15 protein-coding genes are annotated in these 14,460 nt (G+C 69.5%); 8 read left to right on the top strand and 7 right to left on the bottom strand.

Annotated elements, in window-relative coordinates; translation table 11 throughout:
* Nucleotides 1–40: 40 nt before the first annotated feature.
* Nucleotides 41–460 (top strand): DNA-binding protein, encoded by a 420-nt coding sequence (locus ACWGSK_RS03470; protein WP_358504965.1) that lies wholly within the window; start codon nt 41–43, stop codon nt 458–460.
* A gap of 108 nt (nt 461–568) precedes the next feature.
* Here the strand turns inward: ACWGSK_RS03470 and ACWGSK_RS03465 are convergent, their stop codons facing one another.
* Nucleotides 569–1,378: a thioesterase family protein gene (locus tag ACWGSK_RS03465; protein WP_452455149.1), complete on the bottom strand. Its 810-nt coding sequence runs from the start codon at nt 1,376–1,378 to the stop codon at nt 569–571.
* A 129-nt stretch (nt 1,379–1,507) separates the two neighbouring features.
* Entirely contained in the window at nt 1,508–2,047 is a 540-nt protein-coding gene (locus ACWGSK_RS03460) for a DUF1062 domain-containing protein (protein ID WP_358504959.1), read from the bottom strand.
* A 285-nt stretch (nt 2,048–2,332) separates the two neighbouring features.
* Here ACWGSK_RS03460 and ACWGSK_RS03455 point away from each other — a divergent pair, with 285 nt between their 5' ends.
* Nucleotides 2,333–2,464, top strand: a complete 132-nt coding sequence (locus ACWGSK_RS03455) for a hypothetical protein (RefSeq protein WP_358504956.1) — start codon at nt 2,333–2,335, stop codon at nt 2,462–2,464.
* Between the two features lie 12 nt (nt 2,465–2,476).
* Here the strand turns inward: ACWGSK_RS03455 and ACWGSK_RS03450 are convergent, their stop codons facing one another.
* Complete coding sequence (locus tag ACWGSK_RS03450; RefSeq protein WP_358504953.1) at nt 2,477–2,971, bottom strand: hypothetical protein; 495 nt, start codon at nt 2,969–2,971, stop codon at nt 2,477–2,479.
* Between the two features lie 274 nt (nt 2,972–3,245).
* Here ACWGSK_RS03450 and ACWGSK_RS03445 point away from each other — a divergent pair, with 274 nt between their 5' ends.
* Both ACWGSK_RS03445 and ACWGSK_RS03440 read left to right on the top strand, forming a co-directional pair.
* Complete coding sequence (locus ACWGSK_RS03445; protein ID WP_358504950.1) at nt 3,246–3,767, top strand: GNAT family N-acetyltransferase; 522 nt, start codon at nt 3,246–3,248, stop codon at nt 3,765–3,767.
* A gap of 101 nt (nt 3,768–3,868) precedes the next feature.
* On the top strand, nt 3,869–4,027 hold the full coding sequence (locus ACWGSK_RS03440; RefSeq protein WP_358504947.1) for a hypothetical protein: 159 nt from the start codon (nt 3,869–3,871) through the stop codon (nt 4,025–4,027).
* 22 nt (nt 4,028–4,049) lie between these two features.
* On the opposite strand, the gene ACWGSK_RS03435 is transcribed toward ACWGSK_RS03440, so the two are convergent.
* Nucleotides 4,050–5,039, bottom strand: coding sequence for an N-acetyltransferase family protein (locus tag ACWGSK_RS03435; RefSeq protein ID WP_452455148.1), 990 nt, complete (start codon nt 5,037–5,039; stop codon nt 4,050–4,052).
* Between the two features lie 192 nt (nt 5,040–5,231).
* Between ACWGSK_RS03435 and ACWGSK_RS03430 the strand changes: the two genes are divergently transcribed.
* Genes ACWGSK_RS03430 through ACWGSK_RS03420 form a run of 3 tightly spaced genes read left to right on the top strand, consistent with a single transcriptional unit; the run spans nt 5,232 to nt 10,170 of the window.
* On the top strand, nt 5,232–6,602 hold the full coding sequence (locus ACWGSK_RS03430) for an MFS transporter (RefSeq protein ID WP_452455147.1): 1,371 nt from the start codon (nt 5,232–5,234) through the stop codon (nt 6,600–6,602).
* Entirely contained in the window at nt 6,599–8,716 is a 2,118-nt protein-coding gene (locus ACWGSK_RS03425; RefSeq protein ID WP_452455146.1) for a molybdopterin oxidoreductase family protein, read from the top strand. Before ACWGSK_RS03430 ends, ACWGSK_RS03425 begins: the two co-directional genes overlap by 4 nt.
* A complete protein-coding gene (locus tag ACWGSK_RS03420; RefSeq protein WP_452455145.1) occupies nt 8,713–10,170 on the top strand; it encodes an FAD-dependent oxidoreductase in 1,458 nt (485 codons plus the stop codon). Before ACWGSK_RS03425 ends, ACWGSK_RS03420 begins: the two co-directional genes overlap by 4 nt.
* A 53-nt stretch (nt 10,171–10,223) precedes the next feature.
* Here ACWGSK_RS03420 and ACWGSK_RS03415 read toward each other — a convergent pair whose 3' ends face one another.
* Complete coding sequence (locus tag ACWGSK_RS03415; RefSeq protein ID WP_452455189.1) at nt 10,224–10,712, bottom strand: anthrone oxygenase family protein; 489 nt, start codon at nt 10,710–10,712, stop codon at nt 10,224–10,226.
* Between the two features lie 305 nt (nt 10,713–11,017).
* Between ACWGSK_RS03415 and ACWGSK_RS03410 the strand changes: the two genes are divergently transcribed.
* Nucleotides 11,018–12,619, top strand: a complete 1,602-nt coding sequence (locus tag ACWGSK_RS03410) for an OmpA family protein (RefSeq protein WP_452455144.1) — start codon at nt 11,018–11,020, stop codon at nt 12,617–12,619.
* A gap of 167 nt (nt 12,620–12,786) precedes the next feature.
* On the opposite strand, the gene ACWGSK_RS03405 is transcribed toward ACWGSK_RS03410, so the two are convergent.
* Nucleotides 12,787–13,425, bottom strand: a complete 639-nt coding sequence (locus ACWGSK_RS03405; RefSeq protein WP_358504929.1) for a DsbA family oxidoreductase — start codon at nt 13,423–13,425, stop codon at nt 12,787–12,789.
* 314 nt (nt 13,426–13,739) lie between these two features.
* The gene (locus ACWGSK_RS03400) at nt 13,740–14,228 is read right to left on the bottom strand and encodes a DUF6194 family protein (protein ID WP_452455143.1); all 489 of its coding nucleotides are present in this window, start codon (nt 14,226–14,228) and stop codon (nt 13,740–13,742) included.
* Nucleotides 14,229–14,460 lie beyond the last annotated feature (232 nt).

The raw sequence follows: 14,460 nt of genomic DNA, 5'->3' as shown, positions 1-14,460 counted from the left end.
TTCTGTTGACAACATTCTCATGCCAACGCATAGTTGAAGCATGAGTACCGAACAGCACCCCTTCAGCCGACCCGACCCCGAACGGATCCGCCGCGCCCGCGCCCCCGAGGCCCTCTTCCGCATCACCGAACGCCACGCCACCGGGGAGGCACGCGACCTGTGGCAGGAGCGCCGCCTGCCCATGTTCGCCCACGAGGCCATCCAACGCGTGTGCGACCTGACCGCCGGCACCGCCGTACCCGACGAAGGCGCCCCGGCCGTGGACGAGGCCGACCTGACCGCCGCCCTGACCCTGGTGCCCCTGGCCCGCGCCGAGTTCGACCAGATGGAGGCGGGCCTGCTCACCATGGCCAAAGGGCGCGGAATGACCTGGCAGGAACTGGCCTACGGGCTGGGTCTGGGCACCGCCCAGGCCGCCCGCCAACGCCACGAACGCCTACAGTCCCGCACCGACCACTGAACTCACCCGGGTCCCACCACGAACGGGCGGGGCCCGCCCCCGGTGATCTTGGGTTCTAGTGGTCGGAGCGGGCCCCGAACGGCACCCGCCCTCACACGCGGACAGCCCTCAGATCAGCATGGCCAGCTGGCGAGCCTGGGCGACCAAAGTGCCCTGACCGTCCCAGATCTCCATGTCCTCCTCGTGCAGACCATGGGACAGGTGCCTGGTGAACACCCGACAAGCCAACCAGCCGGGGGCCGGCCGGGCGCGCACGTGGGTGCTCAGCTCCACGGTGATCGTGTTGAACTCACCGATCTCCAGCACCGCCGGGACCGCGAAGTCCACCATGGCGGGCAGGGAGTGGGTGTCGGCGTCGCGACCGTCGGCGAAGCGCATCCAGAACTCGACCTCGGGGCGACCGTCCTTTTGCCCGTCCAACCAGGCGGGACGGCGCGGGTAGCGGTACTCGACGCGCCGGGCGATGGTGATGCCCTCCACCTCGCCGGAGAACTCGCTCGGCACCTGGCACTCCTCGGGGGCAGGCAGCTCCGGCGGACCTTGAAGGTGCAGCTCGCGTCCCTCCACGCTCAGGTCGCCATAGGTGGCGGTGGCGCGCAGGATCTCCTTGCCGCCCTGCTCGACCACGACGGCGCCGGTGGCCGTGCGGCGCCCCTCGCGGATGGTCTCGGTACGCAGGTCGGCCGGGCCGGGGGCGGCGGGGCGCAGGTAGAAGGCGGAGACCGCCAGGGGGTCTGGCTGGGCGAGGGTCTGACCCAGGGCGTTGAGGGCGGTGCCCAACACGTAGCCACCGTTGGGATGGGAGGTGAAGGTGGTCCACCCGTCGGTGAGGGTGGCGGTGAACTCGCCATCGGCGCTCTTGTGGACACGGGTGTCCCGGTCGAACTCGTACTCTTCGGCGGGGCGATCTTGGCTCATGCACCAATGTTACCGGTGAGTAGCTTTGTCGGCCACAACAACCAGAATCCTATTCGGTCATCCGGTGGCGACCCCATTCCCACGGAGCCACCACCGGATGTGATGTTCACCCCTCGCACGTGCCCCCGGTCAGTCCCGGGGCATCAAGACGAAGGTGAACCCGGCGACCGTCGAACGACGCAACGAGGCCTCGCACTTGACCCGAGACCGCACTTCGTTGCGGCTCAGCCCCAACCCTTGGGCGATGAGCCGATCACGGCGCACCGGCACCGGATCCCGAAAGTGGACCCGGATTCGGACCGGCCACCGCTCATCGAACCCGGCCTGTGGGACCTCCAACCGCCAGGCCCCCTCCCAGTCCAGGGCGAAGCGGTGACGCCGGGCCATGAGCGGATCCAACAACCAGGACGCCACCGCCCCCGGATCGTTGGCGAGGTAGCCATCCAGCGTCGCCGGATCGAAGGACCCGACCGCCGCTCGCTCGTGCACGGCCAGCTTGCTCGTGTGATCACACGCAAGACAGCGGACCAACAGCCACACGTCCAGCAGCTTGCCATTGGCGTTGACACGGAACCTGCCCTGTCCGGTGGTGAACGACCCGGCCCGACAGTTCGGGCACCGCATCGACAGCAGCGGCAACCGGGTACGACGGACCACCCAGGGCAGCACGATATGAGGTTGAGAAGACACAGCACTCTCTAGACCTGACACGAGACCGATTACGCGCGGCCTCGAACGCTGATTCACCGGGCGCGCGAGAGCGGCCCGGCAGAGCCGACACCAGGGCCGGCTTCAAGAAGAGCGAAAGATGTCAGGTCTCAAGAGCAGGTGGGGTCACGCGGCGCCGTCTCCTCTGTTGTCCTCACGACGATGGGTCCACGAGCAACCTACAAAGGCGCACGAGCAACACACAAAGGGTTTTCCACCGAGCCGACCCATGGCAGGCTCGACCGCGTGATCGAGCCCTTCGCGATGTGGGAACACCCGGCCGGAATCGGGTTGGGCGGACCTTTGGCCGTGGCACCCGAACCCGAGCTCGCCCGGTTCGAGGAGAGGGGCTCTCAGCTGAGCCTGTCGGCGCGCTGAGCACCCACCCGTTCAGTCCTCACGGTCCCGGGACCCGTCGTTGTACTGAGTACCGATGATGTCCCCCTGGGCCCGCGCGCCACTCATGTCGACGTGGTCGCCCTTGTACTCGTGCATACCGCCGTGCACGTGCCCGGCCTGGATCACGAAGCTGCCACCCCCGATGTCACGGGCGGTGTTGACGATGGTGTCCCCGCCCCGCTGGGGAGCCACCTCGTCCAACAGGGCGCGCAGCTCGGTCGCGGCCTGGGGGTCCTCGCGCAGCAGACGGCGCAGCCGGGTCTTCCACTCCTGCTGCATATCCTCCAGGAGCGTGGGGTCCTCCTCCAGATCCGCTCGGGAGCGCTCCAACTCGCTCAAGGCCTCCTGCTTCTTGGCCGCATCACCCTTGAACAGGCGGGTGACCCAGGCCTGCACCACGGTCCATCCGCCCTTGACCATCTCCTGGGTCAAGACCTTGGCACCCTCTTCGAACAACTCCACCGCGTCATCCTCCACCGTCGTCACCAGGACTCTCACCGACCCGGAAAGCCCCACGAATAAGACACGGTAGCCCGCCGAGCGGTTCCGCGTCGGGTCTGGGAAAAACCGCTTCGGGCAACAGCGAGACCACTGTTAACGTTGACCGGCGCGGAGCCGAGAGCCGGCCACCGCAGACCGAGATACGGGTGAGTCGATGCCCCTCAGAGCCGGTGCCGCCACGAGCAGCGCCCACAACGTCCCCGAACACCGGGCCCTGAGCTGAACAGACGACGGGGCCCCACGAGCAAAGGTCCTTGAGTTGTCCGACCCCACACGAACCTGGTCCACCCGACCCGAGACCGGTGCCGACATCGGCGCCATCCACGCCATCAACGCGGCGGCCTTCGACACCGAGGCCGAGGCCGACCTGGTCGAGGCCCTGCGCGCCGACGCCCAGGCCTGGATCGAGGGATTGTCGATCCTCGCCCAGACCGACGAAGGTCGAGTCGTGGGCCACGCCCTGTTCACGCGCTGTCACGTGGACGGCGCCCCCGCGCTGGCGTTGGCCCCGTGCTCGGTCCTGCCCGCCTTCCAGCGCACCGGCGCCGGTTCGGCCGCCATCCGTACCGGTCTGGAGAGCGCACAGCGGATGGGCGAGAACCTCGTCCTGGTACTGGGACACGCCGACTACTACCCAAGGTTCGGCTTCACCCCGGCCTCCGGGTTCGGTGTGCGCGCCCCCTTCGAGGTGCCCGACGAGGCCATGATGGCCCTGGCCCTGGACCCCTCACGGCCCACACCGCGCGGGACCATCCGCTACCCGGAGGCCTTCGGCGTCTGAGCCACCGTGTGTGCGCCCCGCCCGGGGCGCGCACACACGGCGTCGGGAACCCGACGGGAGCCGACGACGTCGGATCAGGGACACCGAACGGAAGAGGGAACATGGGCGGCAAGTACGGGCAGGGCATGAACCTGGGTCTGGGGGTGGCCCTGGGCCTGTGTTTCGGATTGCTCTTCGACAGCGTGGCCATGGGCATCGCCTTCGGCGTGATGTTCGCACTGTGCTTCGGCGCCTCCAGCGCCAAGAAGAACCAGCGCTGACCCCAGACCCCCACCCAGGTGCTCAGCGCGCCGCCAGGCACTCCTCCACCAGCAAACGCTCGGCCACCCGCTCATACATCAACGACCGGTTGACCGCGAGCATCGCCGCGTTCTCCTGGTTGATGGTCACCGCCAGCGCCCGCACGTGCGGGAACAGATCGTGCACCCGCAGCGCCTGGGTGGCCTTGACCCGGCTGGCCAGCTTCCGACGACGATGGGCCGGCATCACCGCGGTGTCGTGCTGATCGGCCACCACACCACCGGTGACCGTGCACACGGTGGCCGCCACCACCTGATCCGACATCCGATCCAGCGCCGCGCCCACCACCAGACGTGAACCGTCCTCGGTGATCTTGCGTTCCCACTCGCGCACCTGCGCCGGCCCCCAGGACCGGGCCACCATCTGCAACGCCGCTCCGGGCGCGTCCAACAGATGCCCCATCACCCTCCCGAACGAGCGCACCAACTCCTCGGGGGCGGGCCCCTCCCAATGGGTGAGCCGATAACCGCGTGCCGGGGTGGCCGCCAGCGACCAACAGCGCCGCAGCGTGGCCTCGTCCAGGTACTGCTTTTGCAACTCCAACCGCAACAGGGTGCGCAGGTAGGGGCTGGCCCGAGCGAAGGGCTCACCCGGCTCACCGGCCAGCACGGTGCTCTGGAGCCGCTCCATGCCCAACGCCCGCGCCCGCTCGACCACCGTCTCGCGCAGCTCGCTCCCCATACCCATGCGGCGGGCCCGGGGGGCCACGAACAGGCGCAGGAACCCGATCCGCTCATCGTGGGGTTGTCCTCGCAGCTCGGCCACCCCCACCACCGGATCCCCCGCCGACAGACGCGAGGCCCACCGCCACCCCTGACCGGCCCGCCGCGAACGCAACCGCACCGCCAGGTCCTCGGCCCGAGGGGCTCCACCCGACAGCTCGCCCTGCCCCGCGGTGAAGATCGCCGTCCAAGCGGCCAGGTCAGGGTGGGAGGCCGTGACGGGGTCGAAGGATTCCACGAATGGGCTCACCCCGACACCGTTTCACATCCGGCCCCGCGCTGTCCCCCTCCCACAAGGGGCACGCCACCACCGTTCTCACCACCGGCGCCCAGGCCGGGTGAGCCCACTGTTTCCCGCGCGTTACCTCACGACACGTCCCGGTAACCCCCGCTTCCTACCGTCGGCCACGACAAGCAGCCCTCGCACAGGAAGGCACCGATCATGAGCGCTCACACCGGCGTGCGAGCCCCACGCATCGGACCCGGCCCGATCACCCACTGGGACCCCGAGGACCACACCTTCTGGGAGAGCACCGGCCGCAGGGTGGCCCACCGCAACCTGTGGGCCTCCATCGCCTCCGAACACGTCGGCTTCTCGGTCTGGTCGATCTGGTCGGTACTGGTGCTGTTCATGACCCCCGAGCACGGTTTCTCCACCACACCGGAGCAGAAGTTCCTGTTGCTGTCGGTGGTCACCCTGATCGGCGCCGTACTACGGGTGCCCTACACCCTGGCCGTACCCCTGTTCGGTGGACGCGACTGGACCATCGTGTCCACCACACTGCTGATCGTGCCCACCACGGCCGCGTTCTTCCTCATCCAGGCCCCGAACACCCCGTTCTGGCTGATGTTGACCCTGGCCGCCACCGCGGGGCTGGGCGGCGGCAACTTCTCCTCCTCCATGGCCAACATCAACTCCTACTTCCCCGAACGCGAAAAGGGGCGGGCCCTGGGGTTGAACGCCGGAGGCGGCAACATCGGGGTGGCCACCGTCCAACTGGTGGGACTGGCGGTCATCGCCCTGTTCACCACCTCGGCCGCACACCTGGTGCCCCTGTTCTACGCCCCGCTGATCCTGCTGGTGGCCTGGTGGGCACTGCGATCGATGAACAACCTGCCCCACGTCCCAAGCCACACCCGCGCCCGACTCTCGGCCATCCAGGACCGCCACTTCTGGATCATGTCGGTGCTCTACATCGGCACGTTCGGATCCTTCATCGGCACCGGCTTCGCCTTCGCCCTGCTGTTGCAGACCCAGTTCGGACTCACCCCCCTCACCTCGGCCGCGATCGCCGTCCTGGGCCCGATCATCGGCTCCCTGCTACGCCCGGTGGGCGGCAGATGGGCCGACTCCCTGGGCGGAGCCCGCCTCACCCTGTGGGTGTTCACCGCCATGGCCGTGTGCGCCGGAGTGCTCCTGCTCGCCGCCCAGGGCTCCCACCTCACGCTCTTCGTCGGCGCGTTCGCGGTGATGTTCACCCTCACCGGCCTGGGCAACGGCTCCACCTACAAGATGATCCCCACCATCCACGCGGCCAGGGCCAAGGACGCCATCGCCGCCGGAGAACCCCGCGAACAGGCCCTGGAACGCACCAGGGACACCTCCTCCTCCATGCTCGGACTCATCGGAGCGGTCGGCGCCCTGGGCGGGGTGGGCGTCAACGTCACCTTCCGCGAGTCCTTCGCCGCCACCGGATCCACCGCACCCGCCTTCGCGGCCTTCGCGGTGTTCTACCTGGTGTGCGCGGCCCTGACGTACCTGGTCTACTTACGCCCGCACACCACCTCGCCCACCGGAACGGCCACACGATGACCGCCCCCTCCGACCAGGCCACCCGCACCCACTGCCCCTACTGCGCCCTGCAATGCGCCATGGACCTGAGCCCCACCCCTCAAGGGACCCTGACCGTGCGACCCGCCCCCTTCCCCACCAACCGGGGAGGCCTGTGTCGCAAGGGTTGGACCTCCGCCGAGGTCCTCAACACCCCCGACCGACTCACCCGCCCCCTGATGCGCAAGGACCGCACCTCACCCCTGCGCGAAGTGGACTGGGACACCGCCCTGGACCACATCGTCCAACGACTCCTCTCGTTGCGCACCGAATCGGGCCCCGACAGCGTCGCGGTCTTCGGCAGCGGAGCACTGACCAACGAGAAGTCCTACCTCCTGGGCAAGTTCGCCCGACTGGCCCTGGGCACCTCCCAGATCGACTACAACGGCCGCTTTTGCATGTCCTCCGCGGCGGCCGCCGGCAACCGCGCCTTCGGCCTGGACCGCGGCATGGCCTTCCCCCTGACCGACCTCGCCCACGCCGACGTGGTCCTGCTGGCCGGCGCCAACCCGGCCGAGACCATGCCACCGATGATGGGACACCTGAGCGCACCCCGCCTGGTGGTCATCGACCCGCGCCGCACCGCCACCGCACGCACCGCCCTGGACAACGGCGGACTCCACCTGGCCCCACGCCCGGGAACCGACACCGCCCTGGCCCTGAGCCTGCTGCACGCCACCCTCACCAGAGGATGGGGCGACCCCGACTTCGTCCAGACCCGCACCAGCGGCTTCGACACCGCCTGGCAGCGAGCCGCCGCCTGGTGGCCCGAACACGCCGAACCCGTCACCGGGGTACCCGCCGCCCAGATCCGCGCCACCGCCGACCTGCTCGGCCGAGCCGCACGCGAGCGATCGGCCTACGTCCTGACCGGACGCGGCACCGAACAGCACACCAAGGGCACCGACACCGTCTCCGCCTGGATCAACCTGGCCCTGGCCCTGGGCCTACCCGGCCGCACCGGCTCCGGCTACGGGTGCATCACCGGCCAGGGCAACGGCCAAGGCGGCCGCGAACACGGACAAAAAGCCGACCAACTACCCGGCTACCGTCACATCGACGACCCCACCGCACGCGCCCACGTGGCCCAGGTGTGGGGCATGGACCCCCAAGACCTGCCTGGAGCGGGTCGCAGCGCCTTCGAACTCCTCGACGCCCTGGGCACCCCGGGCGGACCCCGCGCCATGCTCCTCTTCGGCGCCAACCCGGCCGTGTCCGCACCCCACACCACCCACGTACACCAACGCCTACGATCCCTGGACCTACTGGTCACCGCCGACTTCGTCCTGTCCGAGACCGCCGCCATGTCCGACGTGGTCCTGCCGGTGACCCAATGGGCCGAGGAATCGGGCACCATGACCAACCTCGAAGGACGCGTCCTACGCCGACGCCGCGCCACACCGCCACCACCGGGGGTACGCACCGACCTGCACGTCCTCAACACCCTGGCCACCCGCCTGGGCCACCCCCACACGGCCTTTCCCACCGACCCCGACACCATCCTGAGCGAACTGGGCGCCGCCTCCGCCGGCGGAGCGGCCGACTACTCCGGGCTGAGCCCCCAACGCCTGGACGGCGAGCAGGCACTGTACTGGCCACTTCCCCAAGACGGCTCCACCACCCCCCGCCTGTTCCTGGACTCCTTCGCCCACCCCGACGGGCGCGCCCGTTTCACCCCCGTCGATCACCGCCCACCGGCCGAGGAACCCGACCAGGACCACCCCCTCATCCTCACCACCGGCCGCCTCATGGGCCACTACCAGTCCGGCGCCCAGACCCGCCGCGTTCGCGAACTCACCGACGCCGAACCCTCGGCGTATGTGGAGGTGCACCCCGACACCGCGGCGCGCGCCGGACTCACCCACAACGACTGGGCCCACCTGACCTCCCGGCGCGGCACCACCCTGGCCCGGGTACGCCTTGACCCCACCGCCCGCCTGGACACGGTGTTCATGCCCTTCCACTACGCCGGGGCCCAGGCCGCCAACAACCTCACCCACCCCGCCCTGGACCCCACCAGCCGCATGCCCGAGTTCAAGGTCGCCGCCGTGCGCCTGGAACCGGCCCCGACCCCACCGACCGGAGGAACCCCGTGAGACCCCACCCGTCCCCGCGCCGGATCGTGGTCATCGGCAACGGCATGGTCGGCGCGCGCCTGGCAGAGGAGATCGCCCGCCTGGACCCCGACGGCACCCGGGTGGACCTGCGCGTGGTGGGCGCCGAACACCACCCCGCCTACAACCGGGTCCTGCTCCCACAGGTCCTGGCCGGCACCCACACCCCCGAACAGATCCGACTGCCCATACCCCACACCCCCGGGGTGAACGTGCGCACCGGCGTGACCGCCACCCGCGTCGACACCACACGAGCACGCGTGGAACTGGACGAGGGCACCCATCTGGACTTCGACGACCTGGTCCTGGCCACCGGAGCCCGCGCCGCCCTGCCACCCATCCCAGGCGTCAACACCCCCGACAACACCCCCGGCACGGGGGTGTGCGCCCTACGCGACCTGGACGATTGCGAACGCGCGCTGTCCCTGGTCCGCCCGGGCTCACCCGTGGTGGTCCTGGGCGGCGGCGTCCTTGGATTGGAAACCGCCCGCGGTCTGGTCGAGCGCGGTGCCCGGGTGAGCCTGGTGGAGTCCTCGCCCTGGATCATGCGCCGCCAGATCGACCGACCGGCCGCCCAGATCCTGGCCCGCCTCTACCAGGATCTGGGCGTGAGCGTGCACTCCTGGCGGGTGGCCCACCGATGGATCCCCGCAACCGGCCTGGAACTGGACGACGGCCGTGTCCTGGCCGGTGACGCCCTGATGGTCACCGCGGGGGTGCGCGCCAACGTCGAACTGGCCAAGGACGCCGGTATCGAGGTCGAACACGGTGTCGTGGTCGACGACCACCTGACCACCTCGCACAGCCGTGTCCACGCCATCGGCGACTGCGCCCAGCACCCCGGGGGAGGGGCCGGGCTGATCCGACCGGGCTGGGAACAGGCCGCGGTACTGGCCCGTCGCCTCACCGGAGCCGAACCGGGCGCCCGCTACCGGGGCGCCCGCCCACAGACACGTCTCAAGGCCCAGGGCATCGAACTGACCGCGTTCGGCCGCGTCCAAGAAGAGGACGAGGGCCCCCAGGTGGAGACCGTCACCGTCAGCGACCCCCACGGGGGCCGCTACGCCAAGTTGTCGGTGCGCCACGAGCGTGTGGTGGGCGCGGTCCTACTCGGCTTCCCCGAGGCCGCGGCCACCCTGTCCCAGCTCTACGACACCGCCGCGCCCGTGCCCGCCGACCGCCTCGCCCTGGTCCAGGGACGCCCCCTGCCGACCACCGATGAGCGAACCCCCGCCCCGGCCCCGGTGTGCCGGTGCAACGCGGTGGGAGCAGAGGAGATCGAACAGGCCTGGTCGCAGGGGGCCCGCACTCGCCAGGCCATCGCCGAACACACCCGTGCCACCACCGGCTGCGGAGGCTGCGTGCGCGACGTCGACGCCCTGTTGGCGGGGCTGGGCCGGGCCGGCCCCATCCCCACTCCCGCCTCCGTGCCCTGAACGACCACACCCCCGGGGTTTCGGTCCACTCACGCAACTGTTCAGGGCCCACCTCAGCGCAGGGACAAACCCACCACACAGCACACCAAAGCGACCACCGACATCAGGGTGCGCACATTGTTCCAGCGCACCCACACCGGCTCGAAGGCGGACCGCGCCGCCGCCACATCCTCCGCCTTGGCGGCCGGACCCACGGCGTCCAAGGCGTTGTTGCGCGGAACGTTGACCGCGAAGGTGACGGCCACCGCCACCACCAACGCCGCCAACCCCACCCCCGTCCAAAGCGCCGAGTGGTGCGCGCCGGCCGCGAACAAGAGCGCCGTAGAGCCCAGCACCGCCACCGGCGCACCCACGAACACCAGCGCGAACATCGGATTGAGGATGGCGGAGTTGATGCGCTGCATCGACTCCACCATCGCCTGGTCCCGCGCCCTGGCCAGGCCGGGCATCACCGCCATCGAAAAACCCAGGAACAACCCCGCGAACAGGCCCGTCAACACCACGGCCAGCACCGGAACGAACCCGAACACCACCTGTGTCACATCCACACGCCCACCCTCCCTCGCCGGGGACGACCCACCCGGGGGAACCGCCCCACAACATCGAAGCACCTCCCCGCCCGGCGCGCCATGGCCCACCACCACCGCCCACCCCAAGACCGCGACCGAAACCGGTCACCCTCCCAACCGAATACCGTGTCTTCGGTGCGGGCCCCGGGGCCACCATCGGCCCGAGCCCTTTTGCCCGGTGACCGAACCAGAATCGGCTCCCAAGCGTCTGAGCGGCAAAGCGATCCACAACCCCCGGCCCTCCCCAACGGCCGAAGACGCACAAGGAGCCCCCGCACATGTCCCAACGAGCCCTCGGCGCGATCGGCGCGGCTCTGGCGCTGAGCCTGGCCCTGAGCTCCTGTGGTCTGGTCCGCGACCTCACCGACGGTGAGGACGGGCCCCCGGCCCAGGAGAGCCCCGAACAGGCCCAGGAGAGCCCCGCACCGGAGCTTCCCTACACCCGCCAGGGCCGCATGTTCGTCGAAGACGGCAACGACGTCGCCTTCGAGGTCGTCATCAACGCACTCGAATCCAACGGCGAGTACATGATGATCGACGTCACCCACAACATCCTCGAACCCCTGCCCGGCACCGTCACCAGCGCCGTGGCCCCCATCCGCATGGTCGACCCGCTCTCCGGCGAGGTCCTTCGGGTGTTGAACAACGAAGAGCACGGCGAGAACTACGGCACCTACTTCGAGGAGGGCGACCCCTTCCTGCCCACCCACGAAGGTCTGCCCCTGCCCATGCGCCGCTACTTCCCCGCCCCCAGCGAGGACGTACGGACCCTCACCTTCACCGGCGCCGGACTGGGTTACGTCCCCGGGGTCCCCATCACCCACGTCGACGAGTTCACCGAAGCACCCGAACCCAACGTCTACGACCACATCGACCCCGACACCTGGGAACAGGGCGAGCTGCCCGAGGAGATCTTCTACCCCGAGGACGTACCCGAACCGGGCCTGGACGTGGACGCCTACCGCCAGTCCATGGAGAGCTTCGTCGACAGCCCCATCGCCTCCACCACCCGCTCCGGTGACCAGGAGACCATCGCCCTGCACTCGGACAACATGTTCGAGGTCGATGAGGCCGACCCCACCGACGAGGCGGCCGAGACCATCCGCCAGACCGCGGCCTCCCTGCGCGAGAACCTGGCCCAGGGCACCGAGATCACCGTCATCGGCCACACCGACTCCACCGGCTCCGACAGCCACAACCAGACCCTGTCCCAGGAGCGGGCCCAGGCCGCCCGTGAACTCATCGAAGAGGAACTGGGGCAGGGCTTCACCTTCGCCACCGAGGGGCGCGGCGCCGACGAACTCCTGGCCCAGGAGGGCGGGGACGACGACGAGGAGGCCCGCGCCCGCAACCGCCGCGTGGAGTTCTTCTACGAGGTGCCCATGGACGCCACCGACAGCGAGGACACCGAAGGCCTGGACGCCGCCCAACGCCACGTGGCCGACCCGGCCCCCTACTTCGAGGAGATGGACGTGCACACCACCGTCTCCCACAACGACATCGACCTGAACGTCTACCCGCTGGTGCGCGACGGCGCCTACCTGTTCCAGGTGGTGGGGTTCCAGAACTCCACCCTGAGCGATCTGGAGGCGGACCTGGAGGGTGACGAGGCGCGCCTGCCGGGCAGCCCCGCCCAGTACGCCGAGGGCACCATGGGCGGTTTCCGTCTGGAGGAGGCCGACTCCGGACTGATCCGCTACGTGATCCGCATCAGCACCGGCGAGGAGGAGTACGAGGACTTCGCCGACGAGATCCACACCCTCAGCCCGGGCGAGGAGTACCTGGCCTTGGCGGTCTTTCCCGCCCCGGCCGCCGACGTCACCGAGATGACCCTGTACGCGGGCGCCTTCGGTGAGATCCCCCAGATCCCCATCCAGTAGGGACCCGGGCCCCATGGTCCGGTGCCCCGCCTCCCCGCACGGGGACGGGGCACCGCCCCCATCCGAGCGAAAGCACCCTCGCCCCCCCGGGACCGGACACGACGAAGGGGGCCGCCGCCCTGCCCGGGACGCCGGCCCCCTCACGCGTTCGCAGGTGAACCCCTCGATCAGCCCTTTTGGGCGTAGGCCTTGTCCAACGCCGCGCTGAAGACCTCCAGCGGCTGGGCTCCGGAGATCCCCAAGGCCCGGTCCAGCACGAAGAAGGGCACACCCGTGGCGCCCAGGCGGCGGGCCTCCTCGATGTCGGCGCGCACCTGGTCGGCGTATTGGTCGCCCTCCAACACGGTGCGGGCCCGCTCGGTGTCCAGACCGATCTCGCCGGCCAGCTCCACCAGGGTGTCCACGTCGTTGAGCACACGCCCCTGCACCAACTGGGCGTTCATCAGCCGCTCGTGCGCCGCATCACCCAGACCGTGCTCACGGGCCAGGTGGGTCAACCGGTGGGCGTCGAAGGTGTTGACCATGACCCCGCCCGCGAAGTCATAGCGCAACCCCTCCTGGGCGGCCACCTGCTGGACCTGCTCGGTCATGGCCTGAACCTGCTCGCGTGGGGCGTTCATCTTCTTGGCCAGGGAGTCATAGACCGGCTCGCTCACCCCCTGGGGGAAGGTGGGGTCCAGCTGGAAGCTACGCCAGAGGATCTCGACCTCCTCGGCGTGCTCGAAGTCCGCCAACGCCCGCTCCAGACGACGCTTGCCGATGTAGCACCACGGGCAGACGATGTCGGACCATACTTCGATTCTCAATGTCATCCCCGCTCAGAGACAGATTCCGTCCGAGCACACCGGCGCGTCCTCGGAACCCAACGTCACCAAACCCTCGACCAAAGGCAGGGCCAAGACCCGCTCCCTGTCCTGGCCCCGGTCCCGGGGGAGCGTTTCATCCGGGACCCGCTCATCCTGTTCGGGCTCGCCATCGTTCAACTCCAAGGCCCCTTCCCGGTCGATGAGCGCCGACTTCGACGACGCCGGACGACCACCGCCGCACACACTCGATTCGGCGATCACAACACCGAGCGAAGCCGGTTACTTCCCACCACTCACCCCATTTGTAACTTTTCCTAGGGTACCTGCCCAGTGGTTCGCGCCTGATGGCGCGCCACCGCCCGCCGCCAGGCCGCACCCACCAGTTCACGCAACCGGTCACCGGTGCGCGGGCCCGGGCACACCACCGACACCCACCCCTGCACGGCGTAGACCGGATGCGGCAACAACCGATCCGACTCGGTGAAGTCGACGTCGGCGCCGACCGCGGCGTGCTCGGCGGGGGAGTGGCCCACCACCTCGGTGAACAGGGCCCTTCCCACCGCGACGTTGACCCGGAACACCCCTTCCCGGTCCAGGTCGGAGACGGTGTCAAAGCCCGGATAGTCCTTGGTCACCACCGTCACGAACGGCTGGAACCCCCGCCCACCGGCCCGCCCGTGCGGCTCATAGGTGAGGAAGGTATCGCCCCAGGCCACCTGGGGCGCCCCACTCTCCTTACTCGCCCGATCCACCCGCACCGACCCCAGAGCGGCCACCAAAGCGATGACCTCCTCCTCGTTCATCGCACACACCCCTTCCTCAGCACACAGGGCCGACCCGGACGCCCGCCCCACTCCTACCTTCGAGTGTGTCATTGAACTGCTTTGTGAGACCTGGAGCAGAAAAACCACGCACCATCAGCGATCAGGGGAGAACAACCCTCAAATCACTTCACCCGACCCGCGCTCCACAACACCCACCCCCGGCGCACCCACCCTGTCCACGCCACCGATCACACACCCCCGGCCCTGCACC

The organism is Nocardiopsis sp. NPDC055551 (genome assembly GCF_053619415.1).
The sequence above is the reverse complement of the archived record's forward strand: the minus strand, read 5'-3'. Positions and strand labels throughout refer to the sequence as shown.